The sequence below is a fragment of the Pseudomonas sp. JDS08PS003 genome, from assembly GCF_045013505.1.
Taxonomy (GTDB): Bacteria; Pseudomonadota; Gammaproteobacteria; order Pseudomonadales; family Pseudomonadaceae; genus Aquipseudomonas; species Aquipseudomonas protegens_B.
In genome coordinates, this window is record NZ_CP120724.1 from 5,883,086 (window position 1) to 5,909,266 (window position 26,181).

The window sequence follows — 26,181 nt, forward strand, 5'->3', positions numbered from 1 at the left end:
GAATCATGGGTTTCAAGCTTGACGCAAAGCTGCTTTTTCTCAGCAGCGATCCTTTGAAAGTGTCACGGCAGTTGGGGGGGCAAACACTGACCCTTGAGGAGGCACGGCCCCTGCGCGATGACATTTCAACAGACGAAATAACACCGATCCCGGTGCTGGCTTTTTTTGACCACCGGCTGGGTTCATACCCCTATGTCGGCCTCAAGACCGGCCCGGTACTGCCTATCGGCAAGGACGATGTCGCCGCCGCAGGGTTTACAGTGACCGTGGCGGGTACCCGCTACGGCAAAGGCTCTTCCCGCGAGCACAGCCCGCTGGCGGAGAAAAAAGCCGGCATCCGCCTGGTCATCGCCGAAAGCTTCGAGCGCATCTACCGACAAAACGCCGACAACATCGGCCTGCTGACCTCCACCGACTTGTCCTTGGTGCCGCGCTTGCAGGCCGGCGAAGAGCTGTCGCTGGAGGAACTGATTGGCACCAGGGATGCGCTGTCCACGGCAATTCTGCGCAGCGGCGGGCTGCTCAACTACGGTCGCGAGCATTTGCGTCAGCAGCCGGACCAGCCCGGGGAGCCGTCGCCGCAGCTGCCCACCGGGCCACTGACCTTTGCCGAAAAAATCATTCATCGGCATTTGATCAAGGCCCGCGGGGCCGAGCGCGTCGAACAGGGCGCCGGCATTCTGCTGAAGGCCGACTGGCGCTTTATCCACGAGTACTACACCGGGCTTTGCGCCCATTTGCTCGACGATGCCTTCGGCGAAAACTTCTCTGTGTACCAGCCGGAATCGATCCTGGCGTTTGAGGACCACTTGTCCTACAAGCGCCGAAGCCCGGCGCACCTGCAACAGAGCCTGGTCGGCGAACTCGATGGCTTGTCTCAGGCCCATCGGGACTTCGTCGCCAAGCATCGACTCAGCGCCCACGGCTATCTGCCGGCAGAAGGCAGCGAGGGCATCTCCCACGCGATGATGGCCGAGCAATATGCCCTGCCCGGACAAGTGGTGGTCGGCACCGACTCCCACACCCCCCACAGCGGCGCACTCGGTTGCCTGGCGTTTGGCGTGGGCACCACCGACATGGCCAACGCCTTCATGACCGGCTCGGTCAGGACGGTGTATCCACAGGTGCTACGCATTTCTCTGGTCGGCCGCTTGTCCGCTGGCGTGACCGCCAAGGATCTGGTGCTGGCCCTGTTGGCCGATGGCCGGATCAAGGCTGGCCAGGGTGTCGGCAAGATCTTCGAATTCGGTGGCCCGGCCCTGGCGTTCCTGTCCACCGACGAACGCACCACCCTCACCAACATGACAGCGGAGCTGGGTGGTTTCAGCGGAATCGTCGTACCCGATCAGGAGACCGTTCGTTTTCTCAAGGAGCGGCGCCACCTCGACTTCGTGCTCGAGCCCTGGATGACCAGCGACCCCGAGGCGAACTACGCCGACACGATCGTCCTCGACTGCGATCAGATCCTGCCGATGATTGCCTCTCCGGGCGACCCCGGCAACGGACAGCGCCTCACCGATCTGACCGAGCGGGTCATGGTCGATATCGCCTATGGCGGCTCCTGCACGGCCGGCAAGCGCGATGACTTCGATCATTATTTCGAGGTGATCAACTGGGCACTGGAAAACGACCTGCGGCTGCATCCCGAGGTCAAACTCTATTTGCAGTTCGGGACCGTGGATGTCCGCGACTACTGCGAGGAAAAGGGCTACCTGCCGGCCTTCGAAACCTTTGGCGCGGAGCTGCTGCAGCCGGCCTGCGGAGCCTGCGCGAACTGCGGCCCTGGTTCATCGACCCATCAGGAGCAGGTCACCGTCAGCGCCATCAACCGGAATTTCCCGGGGCGCTCCGGTCCAGGTCAGGTCTGGCTGGCCAGCCCACCGACGGTGGTCGCCAGCGCCATCGCCGGTTACATCACCTCGTTCGGCGCCCTGCAAACCCGGCACAGCGCCACCCCCTCGGCGCCCGCCAAGCCCGGCCAGCGTGATCCTGCGGACAGACGCCCGGCCCTGGCTCACTGAAAACGACAGGCGGCGGGTTGATATCCGCCGTCCTTTCACCCCCCCGCGCATCGAGATCCTGCGGCGCAATTGCCAGTGGTGATGGTCTCCGCCTCAGGTCAGATAGCTCCCGAGCGAGCCGCCGAAAAAATCTCAACTGATTACCGACTTTTCCTTATTACAAACTTGATCGAGATCAACGGCCGCCAACTGCCCAGCCCTAAAAATGACCGGAGGACATTGAACGCAACTACAGGCCCCCTCCCATGAGTGAAGAATCCACCGCCCTGCCCCTGCCACCTGCTCCAGTGAAAAAAGCTCCGGCCAGCAGCACCCCGGCCGCCAAGACCGCTGTGCGTAAAACCACCGCCCCCCGGACCCGTCGCCCACGCACCGCCACCCAGGCGGCGCCGGCGAAAACCGCCGAAGCCGACATCAGCGCCATCAGCCAGAAACCCATGGCCCTGCAAGTGGCCAGCGCCCCGCGCGGCTCCAATGAAGACAGCGTTTCAGCCTCGCTGCCGGGTAGCTACCCCTACCGCAACCGGATGCGCCGGGCCGAGTACGAAAAGGCCAAGAACGAGCTGCAGATCGAGCTGCTCAAGGTACAAAACTGGGTCAAGGAAACCGGGCAGCGCATCGTGGTGCTGTTCGAAGGCCGGGACGCGGCCGGTAAAGGCGGCACCATCAAGCGCTTTATGGAACACCTCAACCCCCGTGGCGCACGGATCGTGGCCCTGGAGAAACCCTCGGAACAGGAAAAGGGCCAGTGGTACTTCCAGCGCTATATCCAGCACCTGCCCACCGCCGGGGAAATGGTCTTCTTCGACCGCTCCTGGTACAACCGCGCCGGGGTGGAACGGGTCATGGAGTTCTGCTCGCCCCTGCAATACCTGGAATTCATGCGCCAGACCCCGGAGCTGGAGCGCATGCTGTGCAACAGCGGCATCCTGATGTTCAAGTTCTGGTTCTCGGTGAACCGCGAAGAGCAACTGCGGCGCTTCATCTCGCGCCGGGACGACCCGCTCAAGCACTGGAAACTCTCGCCCATCGACATCAAGTCCCTGGACAAGTGGGACGAATACACCGCCGCCAAACAGGCGATGTTCTTCCACACCGACACCGCCGATGCGCCGTGGACGGTGATCAAGTCCGATGACAAGAAGCGCGCGCGGATCAACTGCATCCGTCATTTCCTCCACGAGCTGGACTACCCGGGCAAGGACCTGAAAGTCGCCCACGCCCCGGACCCGCTGCTGGTAGGCCGCGCCTCGCGGGGGCTGGAAGAGGATGAACGGACCCAGGCGACGGCGGACGCCGGCGCGACACGCCTGGCACTGACGGCCTGAATTGCGGGCAAAAAAAACTGCGCGCAGACAGGCGGGTCTGTGCGCAGTAAAAGTCGAGCGGAACTATGAGTTGAAGGGAGCTAACAGCTGGCCCCCTGCATCAGGTCGAGGCCTCAGGCGGCCTCGGTCACCGGCGTCACCTTCTCCGGCGGTTTGATCGAACCGATGTACACCGCAAAGATGGTCAGCAGCGCGCCAGCGATCTGCAGCGCCGAACTGGCCTTGCCGAGAAACGCCACGTCGACGAAGTAGGTGATCACCGGCTCCAGCAACAGGATCAACCCCGCCAGCCCCAGGCTGATGGCACCGATGGAACGGTTGACCAGCAACCAGCCGACGAACTGCACCATCACCCCGTAGATGATCAGCATCACCAGGGTCTGCCCATCGACAATGGCCAGGCTTTCCCCCATGGCCAGGGCGTAGACCAGCAGCACCAGCGCGGCCCACAGGCTCAGGTTGAGCATCTGTGCGATCTTGTCGCCACCGCCGTCAGGCAGTTGGGTGTTGACCTTGAGGAAATACACGCAGATGGCGTAAGCCAGACCCGAGAGCACCCCATACACCACGCCCTTGATGCCCACTGCGCTGGTCATTTCCGGCAGCAGCAACAGGTACAGGCCGACGAACGCCAGGGTGATGGAGATCAGGAAGTAGATCGACGGTTTTTCCTTGAGCAGGTACAGACCCAACAGGGTCATGAAGAACACCTGGCAGTTGGTCAGGATCGAACCGATGCCCGGGCCGACGATGTAGATGCTCTGGTGCCAAAGCACCAGGTCGATGGCCAGGAACACCCCGGCCAGGGCCGTGTACAGCTGCGCCTTGGCGCTCTTGAGCAACACCGGGATGCGGCGCACCTTGAGCAGCAGGAAAAACAGGATCGAGGCGAACAACATGCGGTAGAACCCCGCGCCGCCGGCACCGATATGCGCGAAGGCCACCGCCAGCGCCGACAGGCTGAGCATCAGCCCGCCGATGGTCAGTTCGATGATGGCGCGGTTGGTATTAGTCGACATGCGCGACTCCATTGATGAAGACCAGAGGATCAACGTCCTGGTCCGGGTCACTTAGCGTGCCCTGCTCCAGTACCTGTTGCATGGCATCGAAAATACTCGCCAGGCCGACCTGCAGCGTTTCGCTGCTGATGGTCAGCGCCGGCATCAGCTTGAGCACCTGGTCCACCGGACCGCAGCGCTCGATGATCAGGCGACGAGCGAAACAGGCACGCATCACCGCAGCGGCCAGGGCCGGATCGTGGAACTCGATGCCGTAGAACAGACCGCGGCCGCGCACGTCCTTGATGTGCCCAGCAAAGCGTTCGGTGACTTCGGCCAGCCATTCCTTGAGCTGCGCTTCGTTGGCCTGGATGTGCTTGACCAGACGGTCGTCGCTCCAGAACTCCTGCACGGTCTTGGTGGCCGCGACAAAGGCCAGGGTATTGCCGCGGAAAGTGCCGTTGTCCTCGCCGGGGGACCATTGGTCCAGCTCCGGACGATGCAGCAACAGGGCGAACGGCAAGCCGTAGCCACTGAGGGACTTGGACAGGCAGACCATGTCCGGGGTGATGCCCGAGGGCTCGAAGCTGAAGAAGGTCCCGGTACGGCCGCAGCCGGCCTGGATGTCATCGACGATCAGCAGGATGCCGTGTTCGGTGGTCAGTTGCCGCAGACGCTGCAGGAACTCCGCCGAGGCCACATTGATCCCGCCTTCGCCCTGGATGGTTTCCAGGATCACCGCTGCCGGAAGGTCCATGCCCGAGCTGTTGTCCTTGAGCAAGCGCTCGAAGTACTCGATGGAATCCAGACCCGCCAGGTAACCGTCGAAAGGCATGCGGAACACATAGGGATCGACACCGGGCTGGCGATTGTCGCGGTTGCCGGTCAGGCCCAGGGAGGTGTTGGACATGCCGTGGAAACCGTTGGTGAAGGCCACGATGTGCCGGCGTCCGGTGACCTTGCGCGCCAGTTTGACCGCCGACTCCACCACGCTGGTGCCGGTGGGCGAGGTGAACTGCATTTTGTAGGGCAGGGTCCGTGGCGTGAGGATGATCCTGCGGAAGTTGTAGATGAACTCCTGCTTGGCCCGGCTGTGCATGTCCAGGGCGGCCTGGATGCCATCCCGTTGCAGGTAGTCGATCACCGCGGCCTTGACCGCCTTGGGGTTGTGTCCGTAGTTGACTGAACCGGCGCAGCTCAGGAAATCGATATAGGCCTGGCCTTTCAGGTCATACAGATGACTGCCCTGGGCCTGGTCGAATACCACCGGGAAGCTGCGGCAGTAACTGCGCGCCGAAGACTCCACATCCGCAAATACACCCAACTCATCCATTTCTGAAATATCCATTGCTGCCTGCTCACATAAAGGGGTCGAGGTTCAGGGTTCGATGCAGCGGCTCAGGCGATCTTTTCCGCCGCCTGGGCCAGGCCCAGTTGCTGGTTCAGGGAGTTGAAAATGTCCCGCGAGCGCAGCGACAGCAGGCTGAAGGAGCCGGCATCGCCATAACCGTGGGAGGATTCGCACAGGCCATTGAGGTACAGCGCCGGCAGATGGCTGCCCTTGGCGGCGGCCAGGCTGTAGTCGCGACCGATGCGGATCACGCCCTGGGCATCGCAGTCCAGGTGCTCGGCCAGGTCCTTGAGAATCGCCGGGTAGCGTTCTTCCTGGGGGCCGGTGCCGAGGTTGCGAAAGCCCGTGGCCAGGACCACGGCATCCAGCCCGCCCAGCTCTTCGGTGGCGTGGGTGTTGCTGTTGCGCAGCGACAGGCGATAGCCCTCGCCGTCCGGGGTGCAGCCCTGGATATCGCTGTGGCCTTTGATGATCACGCGCTCACGGCCCTGCAGTTTGTCCTCATACATGCCCACGTAGAGTTCCTTGATCACGTCGGCATCGGCAGCGGAGTAGTTGGTGTAGTGCAGGTGGCGGTTGATGTTCTTCTTCGCTTCGGCGGAGCTGTTGTAGTACTGGTCGACGAAGGACGGGAAGTACACATGCTCGCTGAACTGGCTGGTGTCCTTGAGGCGGAAACCGTAGCCGCGCTGCACGTTGACGATTTCCAGGGTCGGATAGGTGTGGCGCAGGTGCAGGATGATCTCGATGGCGCTCTGGCTGCCGCCCACCACCGCCACCCGCTTGAGCTCGCCCTTCTGGGCCAGGTTGGCCAGGCGGCCCAGGTACTGGGTCAGGTGGAACACCCGATCCGCTGCGGCATTGGCGAACACCTGCGGAATCACCGGGGTGCGGCCCGGGGCCAGGACCACGGAGCGGGCCTGGTACTGCACGCCGGCCTGGGTGGTGATGGTGTAGAGGTTGCTGGCCGGGTCGACCTGGATCTGCGCCACGCTCTGGTTGTAGGCCACGTCCCGGGCGAAGAACCCGGCGACCCAGCGCACGTACTCGGCGAACTCGCTGCGCAGCGGGAACTCCAGGCCCAGGTTCAGGTGTTCGAACAGCCGGTCGTTCTCGAACAGGAAGTTGGTGAAGGTGTAGCGGCTGCGCGGGTTGCGCGGGGTCACCAGATCGCGGCTCGGGTGGTTCTGGATATCGCTGCCGGAGAGCATCATCTCCGGCTGCCATTGAGTGCTCGCGTGACGCTCGAGAAACAGCCGGGTGCCGGCAAACTCCATCTCTTCCATGGCGATGGCCAGGGCGATGTTCGCCGGGCCAAAGCCGATGCCGATCACGTCGTAAACTTGCCCATCACGGCCAACATCCTTGGCAGTCACTTTATGAACACTCATAAATTCCCCTTTTCGCAACAAAAGTCAGACTCGAAAAAGCAGAAAAAACACCAGGGTCTTTTCTGCCTTCAGTCAAATAATCATTAATTTTTAGTTAGCGTTATTCGTTATAACTACTTGGCTTTTTTCAAACTTCTGCTGCAGCCAACTTCAGCCACTTCTGCACCGGCGGATAGGCCAGAACTTGTTCGACATAGGCTTGAAGTTGCGTCGGCACTGCAATGCCATAACGACGGAAGCGGAACACCACCGGTACGAACATCGCATCGACGATGCCGAAGTCGCCGCACAAGAACTGCTTGGAGCCGCTGGCCTCGCGCAGGTTGTTCCAGATGGCGAAGATCCGCTGGATCTCTTCCTGGGTGTCGGCCGTCAGGGGCTCGGGGGTGTCACCGGTGTTCAGGCCGAAGGACATCTGGGTGCGCAGATTGACGAAACCCGAGTGCATCTCGGCCGCAGCGGCACGGGCCTGGGCCTTGATCAGCGCGTCCTGGGGCCACAGGTTGGCCGACGGATAGGCACCGGCGACGTACTCGCAGATGGCCAGGCTGTCGTTGATCACCACCTTGTCCAGCAGCAGCGCCGGCACCTTGCCCGACGGCGAATAGCGCAGGATCTGCTGACGGGTGTCGTCCTGTTCCAGCTTGACTTGAAGGGTCTCGAAGGAGACGTCTGCCGTTACAAGAACCAGCCATGCACGAAATGACCATGAAGACTTTTTGTAATCCCCAATAACTAGTTTTGTAGGCATCACTTCCCCTAGCTTGCGTTATGAAATGGGTGCTAAATTTAGCGGCCCATTTTTCCAACGTATTGCACAAAACTGGACAAACTCATGGATGAGCACAAACCCGGCAAAGTCTTTAGGCCAGACAAGGATTTCGTGCAGTTTTGGCGAATACCCGAAGGCGACTGTGAGTTGTTATCTGCGCGTTACAGCACTCAGTCTTTTGGCCGGCATTCACATGATCGATATGCAGTAGGGGTTATAAGCAGCGGGGTTGAAAAACTCTTTTATCGGGGCAGCTACTACTTGGGGAGCGCCGGTAGCGTCGTCACCATCACCCCGGGGGAGATTCACGACGGCTTGCCCGGGCATGACCAGGGCTGGATGTACCGCATGCTTTACCTGGACCCGGGCTGGGTCAACCGGGTGATCTTTCAAGGACGCTTCGGCGCCGAGCATATCCATCTGTTCCAGAGTGCATTGAACCTCGACCCCAGCTTTGCCCTGACCTTCCTCCAGCAACACCAGATCATCGAAAACTCCCCACCCAGCCTGGAGCGCGAATCCATCCTCCTGGACCTGGTGACCCAACTTTTCGAACGCAGCGGCGCCCCCATTGCCGCCATCGCCAGCGCCGAACGCAGCGCGGTCAAGTTCATCAAGCAAAAACTCGAAGACGAATACGCCCGGCACATCCCCCTGGAGGAACTGGCGCAACTGGTGGACATGGACCCGCTGTACCTGATCCGCGTGTTCAAGAAGACCGTGGGCGTGTCGCCCCACAGCTACCAGATCCAGAAACGCGTGGCCCAGGTGCAGAACCTGCTGCGCACCGGCGCCAGCCTGGCGGAAGCCTCCTTCAGCTGCGGCTTCTTCGATCAGAGCCACATGACCCGCGCCTTCAAGAAAGTCGTGGGCATCACCCCCGGCAGTTTCCGCAACAGCCGCGCCTGAAGCGCGGCCTTCTTTCCCTGTCATTCCCGTTTGTTCAAGGACCCGCTGCATGCCCGCAATCCCGACCCCGGAACTCACACAACTGCCTGCTGGCGCCGTCGCCTACCCCGACGCCCGTGAGCTGTTCGTCGCCGACCAGCAGGAACTGGCCGAACACCTGCTGCCCCTGCTGTCCATCGATGCCAGCCAGATCAACCCCGAATGGTCCGGGCGCCTGCACCTGCTGAGCCCCATCGAACCCGATGAAGGCCTGGTGGGCGAACTCACCCAGGACGAAGGTTTTGGCAGCGAGCTGCTGAAGACCAACTGGATCGGCTTCAAGATCGAGAACGGTCGCTACCGCCTGTGCGGTGATCCACGCTACTTCTTCCTGCACCCGGACAATGCCCAACTGCCCGAATCGCGGCGCAACCAGCGGGCCCAGCTGCAAAGCCATTACGCCCTGGAGCACGCGGCTTACCAGACGGCGCGCCAGCGTTACCAGGAACTGGGCTATCTGACCTGGCCGGAAGATGACGAGCAGCGCCTGACTTTTATCAATGAAATAGGCGGCGTGGCCGAGGGTTACGGCAACTGGGTGGAAACCGTGGAATTCCCCATGGATATCGTTGAAGCCACAGACGACAGCGGCGATATCGACGTCTGGCCCCTGAGCCCCGCGGGCCGGCGCTTCCAGCACGTACTGGGGGTGCCCGCCAGCCACTACGGCATCAGCGGCGCCGACCTGATCGTGATGTTCTATGAGCCGGTGGAGGGCCTGGTGCTGTTCTGCTTCGACTGGTCCTGATATGACCCGGTAGCCACCTCAGGCCGTGATCGGTTGGGCGGCGTTGCCTCTGCAACGCCGTCCTGCAGAAGCTCGCCAAATCCTGCAGGGTTTTGTTGGCCGCAGAGTCCTGACTACACCGGCAATTCCACCCGCGCTTCCAGCCCACCCCCCTCACGATTGAGCAGCCGCAACTCGCCACCATGCTCGCGGACAATCGCCCGCGCTGCCGACAACCCCAGGCCCACGCCGCCGGTGCTCTTGTTGCGCGAGGACTCCAGCCGGAAGAACGGTGCAAACACCTGCTCCAGCGCCTCGGCGGGAATCCCCGGGCCACGATCCAGCACCCGCACGCGCAATTGATGCGCATCGTGTTCCAGCACAATGGCCGGCTCGCCCCCGTACTTGACCGCGTTGTCCAGCAGGTTGGTCATCACCCGCTTGAGCCCCAGGGGCCGGCCGCAATACACCAGACGCGGCGGGCCGCTGAAAACGATCGGAATCGACTGGTCGCGATAGTCGTCCACCAGGGTCTGCAACAGTTCGGCCAGATCGAAATGGGTGGCCTGTTCCAGCCGCGCATCGTCGCGAAAGAACTCCAGGGCGGAATTGATCATGGCCTGCATTTCGTCCACATCGCGGAACAGGCGCTGCTGCTGGTCGGCATCCTCGATGAACTCGCCGCGCAGGCGCATGCGGGTCAGGGGCGTGCGCAGGTCATGGGAAATGGCCGCGAGCATCTGCGTGCGGTCCTTGATGAAGTGCTGCAACTGCGCCTGCATGGCGTTGAAGGCCAGGATTGCCTGGCGGATCTCGTGGGGCCCCACCGGATCGATGGGCGGTGCACGAAAGTCCACGGCAAAGCGCCGCGCGCCCTGGGCGAACTGTTGCAGCGGCTTGGCCAGACGGCGCGTGGCGATCAAGGCCACCAGTCCGGTGGAGATCAGCACCAGGGCGATCACGATCAGGTTGCGTGTGCCCTCCTCCAGCCCCCAACTGCGGGACGCCGAGGAAAACATCAGCCAGCTTTGATCGGTCAACTGCACCAGCAACGCGTAGCGCCCGTCCGGGCCCGACCAGTCGCTGGGCTGGTAAGCCTCGATATGCCGCTGGGGCGGTTGCAGCATGGCGCGGATGCCTTCCGAGCCGACTCGATACTCCGGGTCGTCCAGCTCAGGCAGGGCAAAGCCCTGGCGCGTCGGCCTCCAAGAGATGCTCAGGTGGTCACTGCTGACGGCCTCCGCCAGTCGCGGGCGCTGGCCCGGTTCCGAGGCTTCGATCATGCGCACGATGGCCGCGGACTTTTCCAGCAACCCGGTTTCCGCCAGCGGCGGATAGGCCCAGACCCCGGCCAACTGCACGAACAACGCATTGAAGGCCAGGGCGGTGAGCATGGCCATGATGATGGTCAAGGCGATCCAGCGCGCCACGGTGTCGCGTAGGCGATAACGCCACAGCGGCTTGATCAGCTTCACTGGCGGGTCACGCTGGGGGTGAACAGGTAACCGCCGTTGCGCACGGTACGAATCATCGCCGGGCGCTTGGTGTCGAACTCCAGCTTGCGCCGCAGGCGACTGACCTGGACATCGATGCTGCGATCGAAGGCGTCATGGGCCTGGCCCCGGGCCAGATCCAGCAACTGCTCGCGGGTGAGGATGCGTTGCGGGTGCTCGACAAACACCAGCAACAGGTCGAACTCCCCCGCCGACAACGGAATCATCACCTGGTCCGGCGAGCGCAGTTCACGGCGAGTCAGGTCCAGCTGCCAGTCGGCGAACTTGATCAGGGGCCGCGGCACGTCCGCGCTCACCGGCCGGACCTCTCCGGCCCGGCGCAGCACCGCCCGCACCCGGGCCAGCAGCTCGCGAGCATCGAAGGGCTTGCTCAGGTAATCGTCGGCGCCCATCTCCAGGCCCACCACCCGATCGCTCAACTCGCCCATGGCGGTGAGCATGATCACCGGCGTGGCATGCTGCTGGCGCAGACGCTGGCACAGGGTCAGGCCGTTATCACCAGGAAGCATCAGGTCGAGGATGATCAGGTCCGGCACCTCCCGCTCCAGAGCCGCCCACAGCGAAGCGCCATCGGTGGCCACGGCCACCTGATAGCCCTGTTGGACAAAAAATTTCTTCAGCAGCGCGAGGACTTCAATGTCGTCGTCCACGATCAACAGGCGGCTCACCAGCGGGCATCACTTCAAGTCGGAAAGAGCCTTTATCTAAAACCATTCGCCGCCCTGCGTCATATATTTCAACGCAGTAACAAACCTTCACCTGCGCAATAAAGCAGACATCTTTGCGCAAGGTTCGCCTGCCAGCATCGGCTTCCCCCTGCTGGAGAACCCTGACCATGCACCTGATCAAGTCCGCCTCGGCCCCAGCCCCTCTAGTCGCGAAGGAGCTGCCCATGTCCACCTCCGATCAACACGCCCTGATGCTCCTGCAACGCGTGACCAAACTCGACGACGCCAGCCTGCATTGCCGCGAAGTCAGCCTGCGCATGTCCGAAGACCAGAATCATTTGATCCTGACCCGCTACAGCGAGCACTACAGCCCCGAAGGCATGGAGTGGGTGGAACGCAAGCACCGGGTTTCGGTGACCGAGCTGTTGCGCTGGGTGATAGAGCAAGGCCAACCGCAGAGTGTGGAGCGCGGCGAAGAACACAAAGCCTCGGCCTGAGGCCTGCAGGAGCGAGCTTGCTCGCGATGGACGTCAACGATGACGCGCGTTCGCAGGGAAGAATGCGGCGCTCCTAGCATCATCGCGAGCAAGCTCGCTCCTACAGAATTTCCTTAACTGATCTGACTTGCTGGGGCCCGCAGAAACTCTTCAAAAACCCTCAAACCTCTTCGGCAGGCGCCGGCTTAACCTCGTCCCCACGAATACGAACCTCCCGACACGCCAACGCACTCAGCGCCAAACACCCCGCCGCCAGCGAATACACCCACACCGTCGATGCCACCGGCAGCAGCAACCCGGCGATCAACGGCCCGATCCCGGCACCGATATCCCGCCACACCGCATTGGCCGCCAAGGCCCGCACCCTTCCCGCCCCCGGATGCCGCTGGGCCACCACCGTGACCACCAGCGGCAGTTGCAGGGCCCGCAACACCAGCACCAGGGCGCCGCCGACAATCAGCCAATGGCAACCAAAACCCACCAGGGCCACAGAGGTCAGCAGGGAGAAGACGATCAACATCCGCGTCGCGCCCCAGCGTTGTGCGGCGATACCGCCCAGGGGGCTGAGGAGCATTTCCGAGACGTAGCGCAGGGCCAGAAGCCCGCCCGCCACCAGCACCGCGTTACCCGCCATCAGCTGTTCGGCCAGCAGTGAAAGACCAATGATGAACAGACCATCCAGCACCAGGCCTTCGATAAAGGACCAAACCGCCACGCTGTCGGGACGCCGGAAGCGGCGGCTGGAACTGGCCAGCGGGTGAGGTTTGGCCGGCAGGCCGAAGGCCAGGAGCATGGCGATCAGCGAGGTCAGGGCCATCAGCAGGAAGATCACCCGCGGGCCGTATTCGACGCTGACCAGGGCGCCCAGGGGCAAGGCCAGCATCGGCCCGGTAGCGATCAATGCTCGGGAACGACCGGTGCGGCGAGCGGCGCCGCTGGGCTCGGCGGTGGCCATGACCTGGGTCGAGAGGTTGAGGGCGGCGTAGGTCAGGCCCCAGCCCAGACGCAATAGCAGCAGCCACCAGAAACCGGACAAGGTGGCGTAACCCAGGGCGCAAAGTGCAGCAGTGGCGGCGGCCATTACGCAGACCGGGCGGTCGCCACGCCGCGCGTAGAAGCGCATCACATGGCTGTAGCCGAAGATCCGCACCAGGCGGTTGGCTGCCAGCAGCAGGCCGGCTTCGGCCAGGGTCACGCCGAAGGCCTCGTGCTGCATGGGCAGCAGCAGGTAGAGCAAGGTGTCGCCGGGCAGGCACAGGCCGAGGATCGAGGCGGCGCGGGCGGAAGCTTGATCGGTGGTGCGGACATGGGTATCGGGCATGGCAGGCAAACCGGCAGGTCACGAATGGTTTCAGCCTGACGTTCCGCTGTGGCACTGACAAACGCTTTTATTACGCCGTATAGGTGACTAAATTAGACACATGATCACTGACCTGCCGCCCCTGAACGCCGTCCGCGCCTTTGCCGCCGCCGCTCGCCATGAGAGTTTCAGCCGCGCGGCTGAAGAACTGCACGTGAGCCACAGCGCGGTAAGCCGCCATATCAAGTTGCTGGAAGAGCACCTGGGAGTGCTGCTGTTCGAGCGGCGCATTCGCCAGTCGGTGCTGACCCCCGCCGGGCAAGCCTTCTATGAACAGGTCAGCGTGGCCCTGACCCAGATCGCCGCAGCCGCGGTCTCACTGCGCCGCGGCGCGGCCCTGTGCAAGGTGACTGTCAACGTGCGGCCGTCCTTCGCGGTGCGCTGGCTGATTCCGCGCTTGCCGCAGTTCATGGCGCTGTACCCGCAGATCCAGCCGGAGGTGGTGACCAGCACCCTGCTTCCCGATCCGGCCAAGGAAACCTTCGATCTGGTGATTCGCCGCGGGCGCTCGGGCTGGGCTGCAGCCCTGCAGCCACAGCGCTTGCTGGAAGATGAAATCCTGGTGGTGGCCGCGCCATCGCTGTTGCAGAGCACAGCGCTGAACAGTGCCAAGGATCTGGGACGCCATACCCTGCTGGTCAGCCGCACCCGCGCCAACGACTGGCAGAAATGGCTGGAACATTGCGGCCTGAAACCACTGCGCCAGCCACCGACCTTGCATTTCGACCATCTGCACTTCGTGCTTCAGGCCTGTGTCGACGGACTGGGCCTGGCGCTGTGCCCGGCCTCGTTGCTGGCCAAGGATCTGACCAGCGGCCGCCTGACCTGCCCCTTGCCGGAACTGCGTCAGCCACTGACCCGCTATTACTACGCCGTCGCCGCGGATGCCGCCCCCGAAGCCCAGGTGTTTATCGACTGGATGCTGGCGCAGATTCAGCAGGACGCGGTGACTCATCTGAGCCAGTTGCCCGCCCGGTCCAGCGGCGCCTGACAGGCTTTGTAGAGCCTGTGCATGGATCTGATTTAGGCACATCAGCCGTGCAATTAAAGCGTTTGTCAGGCCGCCAACCGCGGAGCAGGCTGCGCCCCTTCAATGGCTCGTTTCTGGAGTGTTGCATGGCAAGTTATGGAGTGTTTTTACTGCTGGCCACCCTGACTATCCTCAGCCCCGGCCCCGGGGTGGTGCTGACCCTGTCCAACGCCCTGCGCCACGGCTGGAGCGGGGCACTGCCGGGCATTTTCGGTATCGCATCGGGTGCCTTTGTGGTGGCGGGAATTTCCGCCAGCAGCCTGGGTTTGGTCCTCGCGGCCTCGACCACCGCCTTTACCCTGCTCAAGTACATCGGAGCCCTGTACCTGCTGTATCTGGGGGTAAAGATGTGGCGCACTCAGAGTTTTATTCCACCGATCAAAGACAACCAGGCCCGCCCAGGGCGGCGCTTTGTCGAGGCCCTGTCGATCCAGTTGCTCAACCCCAAGGCCGGTTTTTTCTTTCTCGCGGTGTTCCCGCAGTTCATCCAGCAGCAAGGCGATTACTACAACCAGTTCTTTATGCTGGTGGCGTCCTACAGCCTGTTGGTGATTGCGGTGCACAGCGGTTATGCGCTGATGGCCAACGGCGCCCGGGGCTGGCTGTCCAGCCGCCGGGGGGCTCGGATCGTTGGCAAACTGTCGGGGATTACCTTTCTCGGGTTCGGCGTGATGCTGGCCAGCGCTAATAAATAATCGGATACAAAAGCCTTGCTTGAGCCCCCACAGCCGACGTTTCTTCGACATCGGCTGCGCTACCATTGCGCGCCCTTTGCAACCGCCAGAGATCTCGCTGCAGATGCCACAGACTACGCCCACCCCTGCCCTGCCCCCTGTTCTCGCCGGCCCGCTGCTGCGCCGCCTGGAACCGACGCGGCTGGTGCTGTGGCTGGTGGGTTCAAGGGCGTTGCCGCTGACCCTGCGCCTGCAAAGCGCTGGCAATCCGGCATTGGAACTGCCCCTCAATCAGCAGCAATGCCAGGTCATTCCTGTGGGCCGTCAGGCCTTTATCCACCTGATCGATGTGCCCCTGGACGCCGCCCTGCCCCAGGACGAAGCGATTGCCTATGACTTGCTGATCAATGACGCCGAGGACGGCGCCCGAGCCATTGCCGACTGGGCGCCACACCTGTTGTATGGCGATGCCAGGACTCCAGAGTTCGTGCTCCACAGCCGCATCGACAACCTGCTCCACGGCTCCTGCCGCAAGCCCCATCACCCGTCCACTGATGGCCTGCTCTGCGTCGACCGCCTGCTGGCGCAACAGCCCGAGCCTGCACAACGCCCGGCCTTGTTGATGATGAGCGGCGATCAGGTGTACGCCGACGATGTGGCCGGGCCGATGTTGCGGGCGGTTCACGCCCTGATCGAGCGCCTCGGGCTGTTCGATGAAGAGTTGGACGGTGCCGTGGTGGCCGACAGTCAGGCGTTGTACTGCCATGGCGCCAGCTACTACCAGCGGGCCGAATTGCTCCCGGCGCTGAAGAGCAATGAAACCCTGCGCGAGCGGTTTTTCGGCGGGGTGAAAAAACCGATCTTTACCAGCAGCAACGCCGACAACCATCTGGTGACGTTCGCCGAGGTGCTGGCCATGTACCTGCTGGTGTGGTCACCGCTGCCCTGGACCCTGATCGCGCCACAGCCGCCGCAACTGACGCCGGAACAGCAAACCCGCTACACCCGGGAGCAGCAGCGCATCGACGATTTTGTCCTGGGCCTGAAGGGTGCCGCGCGGGTCTTCGCCCACCTGTCGTGCCTGATGATCTTCGACGACCACGACATCACCGACGATTGGAACCTCAGCGCCCAATGGGAAGAAACCGCCTACGGTCACCCCTTCTCCAAACGCATCATCGGCAACGCGCTGCTGGCTTACATGCTGTGCCAGGGCTGGGGCAACAACCCGGATGCCTTCGTCCAACTGCTGGAGCAGACCCGCGCCTTGAGCACCACAGCACAAACTCCGGAACGCATGCTGGAATGTCAGGCCCAAAACGACCTGATCGACCAGTTGCTGGGTTTCCAGCAGTGGCAATACGTATTGCCCAGCACCCCGGCCCTGGTGGTGCTGGACACCCGCACCCGGCGCTGGCGCAGCGAGTCCAACCTGGGTCAGCCCTCAGGCCTGCTGGACTGGGAAGCCCTGAGCGAACTGCAACATGAACTGCTGGATCACCCCTCGGCGATCATCGTTTCACCGGCGCCGATCTTCGGCGTCAAGCTGATCGAGACGGTGCAGAAGGTCTTCAGCTGGTGCGGCTACCCACTGCTGGTGGACGCGGAGAACTGGATGGCCCATCGCGGCTCCGCCCAGGTAATCCTCAACATCTTCCGCCACTCGCGGACCCCGGGCAGCTACGTGATTCTCTCGGGGGATGTGCATTATTCCTTCGTCTACGAAGTGTTGATCCGCCACCGCCAGGGCGGCCCGCGAATCTGGCAGATCACCAGCAGCGGCATCAAGAACGAATTCCCCGCCGCCCTGCTGGAATGGTTCGACCGCCTCAACCGCTGGCTCTACTCGCCGCGCTCGCCGTTGAACTGGTTCACCAAGCGTCGGCGGATGAAGGTGATGCCCCATGTGCCCGAGCATGCCGAGGCCGGGGAGCGGCTGTGGAACTCGTCGGGGATCGGCCAGGTGTTTTTCAATGAGCAAGGGCAGCCCGTGGCGATCTATCAGCACAATGCCAATGGCACGGCGCCGACACGGATGATTGCGCCGAGATAGAATCCGCTGTCGCCGGCCACCAGGAAGGACTAGCCCGATGGAAAAACAACCCTTGTACCGCAAGGTCAACACCCGGACCCGGGGCGTGGGACACAAGAACTCACCGTCCTACGCCAAACAGCGCCACAGCAAGGCCCTCCTGGCCAGGAAACAGCAACGCGGCAGCATGCACTCCGACAAGCGCCTGGGGCTGGATTACACGCCGTTGTTCCGTTTTCTGCTCAGCCGGGTCGGCAAGCCGTGGGATGGGGTATTCAGCGAAGCGAAAGGCCGGCTGGATCGGGAAGAGCCGATTTTCTGGTTGGTGGCCCTGCATGAGCACGAACGACAGGATTACGTGGGGCTCAGTGGTTGCGCCTATTTCAGCGGTCTGTACGTCGATACCCAGGGCCTGCTGCAGAAGGTCAATGCCCAACTGAGCGCAGCCACCATGAGCCCCAATTGCCCTTGCTGCACTCACACCTTGAACGGGGTTCCCTTCGGCCAACCCTATCGTCGCTGGTGAGCCCGTCGCAGCGCCTCATCCGGCGCCGAGAACATCGAGGACAGTCTGGATCGGCGGCCCTACGGCCGCTGTCAGGCGTTTCGCAACCGTGTGTTGATCCGCTGGATCCGCTTACGCGGAGCCTCTATCTGGGAGGAAATCTGCGAGCACTATGCGCCCTAGATTCGCGCTCTATCGGGCATCGGCGCTGCAATAATCGGTAGGGCGCAGCGGCACCCGCTCTGGCAGCATCTCGCCCTGATCGTCGATCTTGCGCAGCATGGCGGTGCACATCTGGTCCTGGAGAAACACCATCTGATAGGTCGCGCCGGCCTCGGGCACGAAGGTCACGCTTTGTTCGCAGACAAAGCGGTAGTCCTTATCCATCCCGGGTTCGGTGTTGTAGAACATGAAGGCAAACGGACGATTGGCCGGGATCTTCAGCTCGTTGGCGCCAAAGCCTTCCTGACGGCGCATGCGGTCGGTGGCGGCCGTCATGGGAATGCCCAGGTTGCGGAAGTTGGGATTGGCGATGCCACGATGGGGGCGAACCATCAGCCCCGACGCCGGTTTGCGCCAGTCGATGCAATCGCTGTAGGGCACGCCCCGCACCAGCCCCTGGGCAACGATGCGGATCAGCGCGGTGTCACCGGCATCGGCCGGCACCCGGTAGCTCACGGTGGTGGCTTTGAGGGTGGAGACGAAGGTACAGCCACCGAGCACCAGGGACAGGCTCAGCAACAGGATCGAGGGGAGCCGCATGATTCATCCTTGAGAAACCGACAGCGAAGGCTGACGCAAAGGATGGCAATCTTACCTCGGCGCCACGCAGCGTCGGCAGATTTTTCTGCGGGGCCTGTAGCCGCAGCCAAAGGCGGCGACTACAGGATCAAGCCCTCAGTAACGGGCGTCCGCCGGGCGGCCACCGTTAGGCCAGTCCTTGACCTTGTCCGGGAAGTCCGGACGCGGTTGGTGGGAGAAATACTCGGCCACGTCCAATGCCTCCTGATCCGACAGGCCGCCCTGGCCCAGGGGGAATTTCTCGTGGAAGCCAATCGGCATGTTGCGTTTGACGAACGCCGCCGCGGTGTAGGTGCGGGCCATGCCGGCGCCGATGTTGAAGGATTGATCGCCCCACAGCGGCGGGAAGATCAGGCTACCGTCGGCACGTTTCAGACCTTCGCCATCAGCGCCGTGGCACACCGCGCATTGCTTGGCGTACACCTGCTTGCCATTGTCGGCGTTGGGCTTGAGGGCCGGGTCGATCTTGCCCACGCCACGTCCGGCCACCTTGTCTTCGGGGCGAGTGTTCATTTTCATCCACTCGAAGTAGGCCACCATGGCTTGCATGTCGGCACCGTTCACCGGCAGCGGCTTGCCGTGCATGGAGCGGCGGAAGCAGCCGTTGATGCGCTCTTCCAGGGTGATGGTCTTGCCCGCCCGCGGCGCGTAGCCGGGGAAGAACGCCGAGACGCCGACAAAGGGTGAACCGTCGGCCACGGTGCCGGCGTTGAGGTGGCAACTGGTGCAGTTCAGCGAGTTGCCGACGTTGTCCGGCAGCAGGGCCTTGGTTTCCAGGTGCAGGCGCATGCCACGCACCACTTGCTCGGCATTCGGCGCCGCCAGCAGGTTGGCCAGGCGCGGGGTTTCGAACAAGGTGTTTTCCACTTGCGGGCTCAGTTGCGCACGCATCTTTTTCACTTGCTCGGCGCTGATGGCCGAACCATTGTTACCCCAGCTGCTGCGGACAAAACTGAGGATCTCGGCAATCTCGCCATCCGCCAGTTGGGCAAACCCGGGCATGGTGTAGACCCGTGGATGAGCCGCGGTCTGCGCGGTCTGCCAGCCGGTCAGGGTGATGTGCAGCAAGGAGGTCGGGTTGGCCGAAGCGACGCTGGGGTTGCCCGCCAGGGACGGGAACATCTGCGGCACCCCAGCGCCATCCTGGCGGTGGCAGTCGGAACAGAATTGCGCGTAGCCCAGGCCGCCACGGGAGGTGAACAGGTTGTTCGGTGGGGCCGCCGGGGTCAGTGCCACCGACGGCATGGGCAGGTCATCTTTGCCGGCCGGCAGGGATTTGAGGTAGGCAGCGATGGCGGTCAGGTCGGCGTCGGTGAAGTGCTGGGTGCTGTGGTGGATCACGTCGGCCATGTTGCCGGATACCGTGGCGAAGCGGTTCTGTCCGGTCTTGAGCAGTTGCACCGTGTCTTCCACGGTCCACAGGTTGCGCAGGCTCAGGGCTCGCCACTCTTCCACCGTCTCGCCGGCCAGGTAGTGCCGGCCGCCGGACTCGGTGTCGCTCATGGCCTTCTCCTGGAAGGCAATGCCTCGTGGGGTGTGGCAGGAGCCGCAGTGGCCCAGGCCCTGGACCAGGTAGGCGCCGCGATTGAGCTGCTCGTCCTTGGCCGGATCAGCCTTGAAGGGTTGCTTGTCGACGAACGCCAGGTTCCAGAACCACAGGCCCCAGCGCTGGTTGAAGGGGAAGCCCATGTCGGCTTCCAGGTTGCCCTGGGCCACCGGCTCCACGCCATGCATCAGGTAGGCGTAGAGGGCGCGCATGTCCTCTTCGGTCATCTTGGCGTAGGACGGATAGGGCATGGCTGGGTAAAGATGGCTGCCATCGGGGGTTACGCCTTCGCGCATGGCGCGGTCGAATTCTTCGAAGCTGTAGCTGCCGATGCCGGTGCTTTTGTCCGGAGTGATGTTGCTGGAGTAGATGGTGCCCATGGGCGTCTTCAACTCCAGGCCACCGGCCATGGTGGCCCCGCCCTTGGCGGTGTGGCAGGCGATGCAGTCACCCAGCTGGGCCACGTACAGGCCACGCTGGATCAGCTCGGCGTCGGGTGGGGTAACCGCCGTTGCCGGGGTCGGCTCACTGGCTTGCAGAGGGGGTACGCAGAGCAGAGCAGCGCCTAGCAGGCACAGGCGCGACAGAGAAAAAGCCATCAGGTTATTCCTTTAAAATCCGCCTGGGGTGGTCCCCTCGGCCGATATCCACAAAGGTTTTTATTGGTTATCCCGGCCTTCACGGTGCAGGCCAGAGGCTCGATACCTTGTGAGTCCGAGCCTGATGCCCTTGTAGCGGATTTTTCTGAAAACCCTGTTGATATGGATCATGGCGCTGTAGGCAATGTCCTGTATGCCCGCCTGCGTGACGCTTTTACTCGCTGGTTTCCACTCCCAACCCCGCCGCTTGCCAGTCGCTGAAACCCTCATCAAGGCGTCGCACCTTGAAGCCCTTGGCCCGCAGCAGGGCCGCAGCATTCTGTGACAACACACAGTACGGGCCACGGCAGTAAGCCACCAGTTCCTGATCGGCGGGCAGTTCGGCCAGACGCTGTTCCAGGTCGTCCAGCGGAATGTTGATTGCCCCGGGTAAATGCCCTTGAGCGAACTCCTCCGGGGAGCGCACGTCCAGCAGGGTCATGCCACCTTCCTGCAAACGCTGACGCAACTCTTCCCGGGAAATGCCCTCCAGTCGCGCCGGTTGCTGCTCGCTGTCGGCCAACAGTTGGCGAATCAGTCCATGGTTGTACTCCACATACTCACGCAAGGCGCCCAACAGGCTCACCAGCGGCCCCGGGCTCAGGCTGTAGAGCACCCGTTTGCCATCACGCCGGGTCTGCACGAAACCGCCCCGCCGCAGCTGCTGCAGGTGTTGCGAAGTGTTAGCCACCGAGAGCCCCGAGGCTTCCACCAGGCGTTCCACCGGCTGCTCGCCGCGAGCGATGTGCTCCAGCAGGATCAGGCGATGGTGGTGGCCGAGAACACGCGCCAGCTCAGCCATGTCGGCCAGAGGCTGCTGAGAGGAAATCGAATCGGTCATTGACAGCTCCTGCTGCTTTATTGATCATTCAATCACTTAATTGAATGAAATTCTAACACATCAAAGCACAGCCTGAACCCCAGCGCAGCGTGCTTCAAGGAGTCTTTATGCATGAAGTCATGGCGGTGATTGTGCCGGCGCTGCTGATCGGTATCGGTGCGACCCTGATCCTCGACCTGTGGACGTTGTTTCTGGCCAGGGTATTGAATATTCCTGGGCCTAACTGGGCCATGGTCGGACGCTGGATCGGCCACTTTCCTCGAGGGCAATTTGTGCACCAGAGCATCGCCCAGGCCGCTGCCATCTCTGGGGAACGGGCCTTGGGCTGGGTGGCCCATTACCTGATCGGCGTGATCTTTGCCGTACTGCTGCTATTGATCTGCGGCCTGGACTGGGCACGGCAACCGACCCTGGCACCCGCGCTGATCATGGGCGTGGCGACGGTAGCCGCCCCCTTCTTCCTGATGCAACCGGGCATGGGCGCAGGCGTCGCGGCGAGCAAGATGCCCAAACCGAATGTGGCCCGGCTGCGCAGCCTGATTGCGCATTCGGTGTTCGGGTTGGGGCTGTATGGCGCGGGGGTGTTCTGGGTGCAGGTACTGGGGCAGGCTGCGTGACCGGCCATTCAGTCAATGTCGACTAGACCCAATCCTCAACCCGCAAGCCAGGAACACGTTCAAATTCCCGAAGGTTGTTGGTAATCAGCGTCAACCCCAAAGATCGAGCGTGTCCAGCTATCAATTGATCGTAAGGACCTATCTGCTTGCCCAGTCGGGCCAGCTCAGCATGCAACTGGCCGCTATGGATGGCGGCGGCATCGTCATAATCAAGCACCTGCAACCGCGCCACAAAACCCTCGACGCGGCTGAGATTTCTTTCGGGGATGGCAGATTTTTCCGCACCGTAAATCAGCTCCATCAAGGTGATGGTGCTGATGCACAAACGCCCCTGATGACGCCTGAACGCGTCGCGAACCTGTTCAGGTTTGTTCTTGATGGTAAAGATGCAGATATTGGTATCCAGCATGTACTTGAGCATCAGAACTCCTCGCGCACTTGCTCGGCTGGCTGGTCCCGTTCATTCATGAAGTCAGCGCTTACACGGTCGTCCTCGTCGAACCAACTGTCCCAGGACTCCCCCGCCGGGGTAATGATACGGGTGCGACCAATCGCGACGATGTCTACCCGTGTGACATCATCCGGCAGCGCCACAGCTTTAGGCATGCGAATGGCCTGGCTGCGATTACTTTTGAACACTGAACCGGTTTCCATAGGATCACCTGTCGAATGGGCCAAAGGTATCCTAAGTCTAACGACACAACGGGATATGTCCAAGGTATATCCCCGTCTACTTGAACTGTAAATGCCAGCCGGCACATCAGAAAAAAGGCACTCAAAGCCAAGATCGAGACTCGAAGTCATGGCGCACTTCACACATTGAACAGGGATCTCCATGCTCGAACACCTCGACCTCAACGCGCTGATCGCCGCCTACGGCTATTGGGTGATCTTCATCGGTTGCCTGCTGGAAGGCGAAACCGTGTTGATCCTCGGCGGCATGGCGGCGCACCAGGGCAGCCTGCAATGGCCGCAAGTGATCGGTTGGGCCACCCTCGGCGGCATCCTCGGTGATCAGCTGCTGTTCTGGACCGGCCGCTATGGCGGGGCGCGCCTGCTGCCCAGGCTCAAACGTCATCAGGCGGCCATCGAACGGGTCCAGGGACTGATCCAGCGCTACCCCTCGACCTCGGTATTCGCCGTGCGCTTTCTTTATGGCATGCGCCTGGTCGGCCCCATGGTGATCGGCGCCAGCGGCCTGGCCCCCTGGCGTTTCGCCCTGCTCAATGTGCTGGGCGCGGCAGTGTGGGCCTCGCTGTTCGTCGGTGCCGGTTACTGGGCCGGAGAAGCCCTGCAACATTTCCTCGGGGACCTGAAACCCTATCGCCTGCCGATCTTCGTTGCCGTGGTGGCACTGGTCGCCGTTGCCGCGCTGATCCGTCACCTGCGCAAACGGCGCAAGACCGGGGATCGTTGACACGACGCTTTCGGCACATCGGGAATTTTCATACTGACCCGACGACTTTATTTCGTTTGTCCCACCCCCTTGAGGTTGGCTTAGATAAGGGCTCGTTTCCGGCACCCAGAGCCCGCATCCATGAGCCACGAGAACATCAGCCGTTCGCTTTCCACCGTCCACCCGATCCGCCTCAGCCACGGCCGCAACGCCGAAGTCTGGGACAGCGAAGGCAAGCGCTACATCGACTTCGTCGGCGGCATCGGCGTGCTCAACCTGGGTCACTGTCATCCGCGGATCGTGGCGGCCATCCAGCAGCAGGCCACCCGGCTCACCCACTACGCCTTCAACGCCGCGCACCACCAGCCCTACATTGAGCTCATGCAGCGCCTGACGGACTTTATCCCGGTGAGTTACCCGGTCAGTGGCATGCTCACCAACAGCGGTGCCGAAGCCGCGGAAAATGCCTTGAAGATCGTCCGCGGCGCCACTGGGCGCAGTGCGGTGATCGCTTTCGACGGCGGTTTTCATGGCCGCACCCTGGCCACCCTCAATCTCAATGGCAAGGTGGCGCCCTACAAGCAGAAAGTCGGAGTACTACCCGGGCCTGTGTACCACCTGCCCTACCCCAGCGCCGACAACGGCGTCACCTGCGACGAAGCGCTGAAGGCCATGCAGCGCCTGTTCAGTGTGGAAATCGATGTCGAGGAAGTGGCCTGTTTCATCCTCGAACCGGTGCAGGGCGAAGGAGGCTTCCTGGCCCTGGACAGGCCATTTGCCCAGGCCTTGCGGGCCTTCTGCGACACCCATGGAATCCTGCTGATCGCCGATGAAATCCAGTCCGGCTTCGGCCGCACCGGGCAGCGTTTCGCCTTCTCCCGGCTGGGTATCGAGCCGGACCTGATCCTGCTGGGCAAGAGTATTGGCGGTGGGCTTCCGTTGGGCGCGGTGGTGGGTCGCAGGGAGTTGCTGGACGTGCTGCCCAAGGGTGGCCTGGGCGGCACCTATTCAGGCAACCCGATTGCTTGCGCCGCCGCCCTCGCCACCCTGGAGGAAATGACCGACGCACATCTGCATGCCTGGGGCGAACGCCAGGAACAGGCCATCGTGCAACGTTATGAGGGCTGGAAAGCCGATCGGCTGAGCCCGTATCTGGGACGCTTGACCGGCGTCGGCGCGATGCGCGGCATCGAGTTGGTCGATGCCCGCGGCGAACCGGCGCCGGAACAGTTGAGCGCTCTGCTCAGCAATGCCCGCGAGGCCGGACTGCTGCTGATGCCCAGCGGCAAGTCGCGGCACATCATTCGCCTGCTGGCGCCCTTGACCACCGAGCCTGAAATCTTCGAAGAGGGCCTGGATATTCTCCAGGAGTGCCTGGCACGCCTGTGATTCCCGGCGCGCCTCAGGGCGAGGTTAGAACAGGTAGCCCATGTAGGCGGCAATGCCACCACCGGCCTGTGGTCCGACGTTCATGCCAGCCATGACCACTGCGCCCTTGGCCGAACGCAGCAGCTGCTCGTTGACCTTGATCGAAGCCATCATGGTCGCCGGGTTGCTTCCCAAAACGACGGCCAGGGCCAGTAGCTTAGGGTCCAGGCCGAACAGCAGGGCCGTGGCCGAACCGCCCACCACCAGTCCGCCCCCGACTTCGGTATAGAAGCAAGGCCCGGTGATGTCGTCCTCGGTCAGGTCCCGGCTGCGAAGGGCATCGCTGACAAAGACCTTGCCGGTGCTGGGAAAAGCCTCCGCCGCACCGGCACCACTGACGCTCTTGCCCTTGACCTGGATATTGACCTTGCCGAAACGCGGCAGGCGCCCACCAAAGCCGGCGCCCACCCCCAGACCGCCGTAGCGATAGCTGACGTCCTTGCCCTGGGGCGAACGCAGGGTGATCGATCCACCACCGCCGGCCACGAGGGCGATGGTCAGGCCGCCGCCGCTGGCGGTCTGGTACAGCCATTTACTTTCGTTGACCGGAATCGGAATGCTGAGGTTCATGGGGTCAAAGTCCTTTTGCTCTTTGTGAGGCTCGTCCGCGCTGGCTGATGACACCCACCAGGCCGGCCAGGGTAAATACCAAACCGATCAGGCCGAGCACACCCGGGGTGGCCCAGAGTGCTGCCGGGTCGTCGATGATGGCGCTGTTGGCCGGCCGCTCGGGCTGGTAATACACCCGCACCGGCTGGTCCTTCTGGTAGCCGAAGATAAAGCCGCCTTGGGGGTAGGAAATTTTCTCACCGCTGCCGGTGGTAAAGGCGATCTCGGGGTGCGAACCACCAGCGTTCAGGTCGCTGACGATACCGTCGGCGGTCTGGGCACTGGCGAGGAATTCGCGACGATCGAGGGTGAGATTGACAGCAATGGCCAACAGGCCGATGCCGATCAGAACAAACAGCAGACCCTGAAGGATCTTGCCGAGGCGTGACGGGGTGGAGTTAGCCATGGGCTGTCTCGATATTCGTCCGTGAAAGAGGGAGGCCACGATAGCAAGAAACCTACCCCCAGAAAAACCGCCGCAGCGGCGTT

General features: G+C 62.5%; 26 protein-coding genes. 12 read left to right on the plus strand and 14 right to left on the minus strand.

Annotation, left to right across the window (positions count from 1 at the left end; all coding sequences use genetic code 11):
• The first annotated feature begins 5 nt into the window (after nucleotides 1-5).
• Both P7C00_RS26110 and ppk2 read left to right on the plus strand, forming a co-directional pair.
• Complete coding sequence (locus tag P7C00_RS26110; RefSeq protein WP_404937598.1) at nucleotides 6-2,021, plus strand: aconitase family protein; 2,016 nt, start codon at nucleotides 6-8, stop codon at nucleotides 2,019-2,021.
• Nucleotides 2,022-2,458: 437 nt separating this feature from the next.
• Nucleotides 2,459-3,349, plus strand: coding sequence for a polyphosphate kinase 2 (ppk2, locus tag P7C00_RS26115; protein WP_346633996.1), 891 nt, complete (start codon nucleotides 2,459-2,461; stop codon nucleotides 3,347-3,349).
• Between the two features lie 113 nt (nucleotides 3,350-3,462).
• Here ppk2 and P7C00_RS26120 read toward each other — a convergent pair whose 3' ends face one another.
• The 4 genes from P7C00_RS26120 to P7C00_RS26135 all read right to left on the minus strand — a co-directional run bounded on the left by P7C00_RS26120 (nucleotide 3,463) and on the right by P7C00_RS26135 (nucleotide 7,840).
• Nucleotides 3,463-4,368, minus strand: a complete 906-nt coding sequence (locus tag P7C00_RS26120; RefSeq protein ID WP_346633936.1) for a DMT family transporter — start codon at nucleotides 4,366-4,368, stop codon at nucleotides 3,463-3,465.
• Nucleotides 4,358-5,680 (minus strand): diaminobutyrate--2-oxoglutarate transaminase, encoded by a 1,323-nt coding sequence (gene ectB, locus P7C00_RS26125; protein ID WP_346633995.1) that lies wholly within the window; start codon nucleotides 5,678-5,680, stop codon nucleotides 4,358-4,360. The genes P7C00_RS26120 and ectB overlap by 11 nt, the downstream gene beginning before the upstream one ends.
• A gap of 65 nt (nucleotides 5,681-5,745) precedes the next feature.
• Nucleotides 5,746-7,089 (minus strand): SidA/IucD/PvdA family monooxygenase, encoded by a 1,344-nt coding sequence (locus P7C00_RS26130; RefSeq protein ID WP_402884984.1) that lies wholly within the window; start codon nucleotides 7,087-7,089, stop codon nucleotides 5,746-5,748.
• A 127-nt stretch (nucleotides 7,090-7,216) separates the two neighbouring features.
• Nucleotides 7,217-7,840, minus strand: coding sequence for a glutathione S-transferase family protein (locus tag P7C00_RS26135; protein WP_123724719.1), 624 nt, complete (start codon nucleotides 7,838-7,840; stop codon nucleotides 7,217-7,219).
• 84 nt (nucleotides 7,841-7,924) lie between these two features.
• Between P7C00_RS26135 and P7C00_RS26140 the strand changes: the two genes are divergently transcribed.
• On the plus strand, nucleotides 7,925-8,770 hold the full coding sequence (locus P7C00_RS26140) for an AraC family transcriptional regulator (protein ID WP_346633934.1): 846 nt from the start codon (nucleotides 7,925-7,927) through the stop codon (nucleotides 8,768-8,770).
• Nucleotides 8,771-8,819: 49 nt separating this feature from the next.
• Nucleotides 8,820-9,557: a hypothetical protein gene (locus tag P7C00_RS26145; RefSeq protein ID WP_404937599.1), complete on the plus strand. Its 738-nt coding sequence runs from the start codon at nucleotides 8,820-8,822 to the stop codon at nucleotides 9,555-9,557.
• 113 nt (nucleotides 9,558-9,670) lie between these two features.
• Here P7C00_RS26145 and P7C00_RS26150 read toward each other — a convergent pair whose 3' ends face one another.
• Entirely contained in the window at nucleotides 9,671-11,011 is a 1,341-nt protein-coding gene (locus tag P7C00_RS26150; RefSeq protein WP_404937600.1) for an ATP-binding protein, read from the minus strand.
• The gene (locus P7C00_RS26155; protein WP_346633931.1) at nucleotides 11,008-11,718 is read right to left on the minus strand and encodes a response regulator; all 711 of its coding nucleotides are present in this window, start codon (nucleotides 11,716-11,718) and stop codon (nucleotides 11,008-11,010) included. Before P7C00_RS26155 ends, P7C00_RS26150 begins: the two co-directional genes overlap by 4 nt.
• Before the next feature lie 224 nt (nucleotides 11,719-11,942).
• Between P7C00_RS26155 and P7C00_RS26160 the strand changes: the two genes are divergently transcribed.
• Nucleotides 11,943-12,215, plus strand: coding sequence for a hypothetical protein (locus tag P7C00_RS26160; protein WP_346633930.1), 273 nt, complete (start codon nucleotides 11,943-11,945; stop codon nucleotides 12,213-12,215).
• Between the two features lie 160 nt (nucleotides 12,216-12,375).
• Here the strand turns inward: P7C00_RS26160 and P7C00_RS26165 are convergent, their stop codons facing one another.
• Entirely contained in the window at nucleotides 12,376-13,536 is a 1,161-nt protein-coding gene (locus tag P7C00_RS26165; protein ID WP_404937601.1) for an MFS transporter, read from the minus strand.
• A 100-nt stretch (nucleotides 13,537-13,636) separates the two neighbouring features.
• Here P7C00_RS26165 and P7C00_RS26170 point away from each other — a divergent pair, with 100 nt between their 5' ends.
• The 4 genes from P7C00_RS26170 to P7C00_RS26185 all read left to right on the plus strand — a co-directional run bounded on the left by P7C00_RS26170 (nucleotide 13,637) and on the right by P7C00_RS26185 (nucleotide 17,837).
• Nucleotides 13,637-14,566, plus strand: a complete 930-nt coding sequence (locus P7C00_RS26170) for a LysR substrate-binding domain-containing protein (protein WP_404937602.1) — start codon at nucleotides 13,637-13,639, stop codon at nucleotides 14,564-14,566.
• 125 nt (nucleotides 14,567-14,691) lie between these two features.
• Nucleotides 14,692-15,300: a LysE family translocator gene (locus P7C00_RS26175; RefSeq protein WP_404937603.1), complete on the plus strand. Its 609-nt coding sequence runs from the start codon at nucleotides 14,692-14,694 to the stop codon at nucleotides 15,298-15,300.
• A gap of 103 nt (nucleotides 15,301-15,403) precedes the next feature.
• Nucleotides 15,404-17,332 (plus strand): alkaline phosphatase D family protein, encoded by a 1,929-nt coding sequence (locus P7C00_RS26180; protein ID WP_404940096.1) that lies wholly within the window; start codon nucleotides 15,404-15,406, stop codon nucleotides 17,330-17,332.
• Between the two features lie 37 nt (nucleotides 17,333-17,369).
• On the plus strand, nucleotides 17,370-17,837 hold the full coding sequence (locus P7C00_RS26185; RefSeq protein ID WP_404937604.1) for a hypothetical protein: 468 nt from the start codon (nucleotides 17,370-17,372) through the stop codon (nucleotides 17,835-17,837).
• Nucleotides 17,838-18,008: 171 nt separating this feature from the next.
• Here P7C00_RS26185 and P7C00_RS26190 read toward each other — a convergent pair whose 3' ends face one another.
• From P7C00_RS26190 to P7C00_RS26200, 3 genes are all read right to left on the minus strand, one after another.
• The gene (locus tag P7C00_RS26190; RefSeq protein WP_404937605.1) at nucleotides 18,009-18,578 is read right to left on the minus strand and encodes a hypothetical protein; all 570 of its coding nucleotides are present in this window, start codon (nucleotides 18,576-18,578) and stop codon (nucleotides 18,009-18,011) included.
• A 135-nt stretch (nucleotides 18,579-18,713) separates the two neighbouring features.
• Nucleotides 18,714-20,762 carry a c-type cytochrome gene (locus P7C00_RS26195; protein WP_346633924.1) on the minus strand — a complete coding sequence of 683 codons (2,049 nt, stop codon included), beginning with the start codon at nucleotides 20,760-20,762 and terminating at the stop codon, nucleotides 18,714-18,716.
• Nucleotides 20,763-20,976: 214 nt separating this feature from the next.
• Nucleotides 20,977-21,642: a metalloregulator ArsR/SmtB family transcription factor gene (locus tag P7C00_RS26200; protein WP_346633923.1), complete on the minus strand. Its 666-nt coding sequence runs from the start codon at nucleotides 21,640-21,642 to the stop codon at nucleotides 20,977-20,979.
• A 107-nt stretch (nucleotides 21,643-21,749) separates the two neighbouring features.
• On the opposite strand from P7C00_RS26200, the gene P7C00_RS26205 reads away from it, so the two are divergent.
• Nucleotides 21,750-22,259: a DUF2938 domain-containing protein gene (locus tag P7C00_RS26205; RefSeq protein WP_346633922.1), complete on the plus strand. Its 510-nt coding sequence runs from the start codon at nucleotides 21,750-21,752 to the stop codon at nucleotides 22,257-22,259.
• Between the two features lie 22 nt (nucleotides 22,260-22,281).
• Here the strand turns inward: P7C00_RS26205 and vapC are convergent, their stop codons facing one another.
• Together vapC and vapB are read right to left on the minus strand one after the other, a co-directional pair.
• Nucleotides 22,282-22,680 carry a tRNA(fMet)-specific endonuclease VapC gene (gene vapC / locus P7C00_RS26210; protein ID WP_346633921.1) on the minus strand — a complete coding sequence of 133 codons (399 nt, stop codon included), beginning with the start codon at nucleotides 22,678-22,680 and terminating at the stop codon, nucleotides 22,282-22,284.
• Nucleotides 22,680-22,913 (minus strand): type II toxin-antitoxin system VapB family antitoxin, encoded by a 234-nt coding sequence (gene vapB / locus P7C00_RS26215; RefSeq protein WP_102860368.1) that lies wholly within the window; start codon nucleotides 22,911-22,913, stop codon nucleotides 22,680-22,682. Before vapB ends, vapC begins: the two co-directional genes overlap by 1 nt.
• Nucleotides 22,914-23,094: 181 nt before the next feature.
• Here vapB and P7C00_RS26220 point away from each other — a divergent pair, with 181 nt between their 5' ends.
• Nucleotides 23,095-23,676, plus strand: a complete 582-nt coding sequence (locus tag P7C00_RS26220) for a DedA family protein (protein WP_346633920.1) — start codon at nucleotides 23,095-23,097, stop codon at nucleotides 23,674-23,676.
• A 120-nt stretch (nucleotides 23,677-23,796) separates the two neighbouring features.
• Nucleotides 23,797-25,044, plus strand: coding sequence for an aspartate aminotransferase family protein (locus P7C00_RS26225; protein WP_346633919.1), 1,248 nt, complete (start codon nucleotides 23,797-23,799; stop codon nucleotides 25,042-25,044).
• Between the two features lie 24 nt (nucleotides 25,045-25,068).
• On the opposite strand, the gene P7C00_RS26230 is transcribed toward P7C00_RS26225, so the two are convergent.
• Both P7C00_RS26230 and P7C00_RS26235 read right to left on the minus strand, forming a co-directional pair.
• A complete protein-coding gene (locus tag P7C00_RS26230) occupies nucleotides 25,069-25,653 on the minus strand; it encodes a hypothetical protein (RefSeq protein WP_346633918.1) in 585 nt (194 codons plus the stop codon).
• Nucleotides 25,654-25,657: 4 nt separating this feature from the next.
• Nucleotides 25,658-26,098, minus strand: a complete 441-nt coding sequence (locus P7C00_RS26235) for a DUF3592 domain-containing protein (RefSeq protein WP_346633917.1) — start codon at nucleotides 26,096-26,098, stop codon at nucleotides 25,658-25,660.
• Nucleotides 26,099-26,181 lie beyond the last annotated feature (83 nt).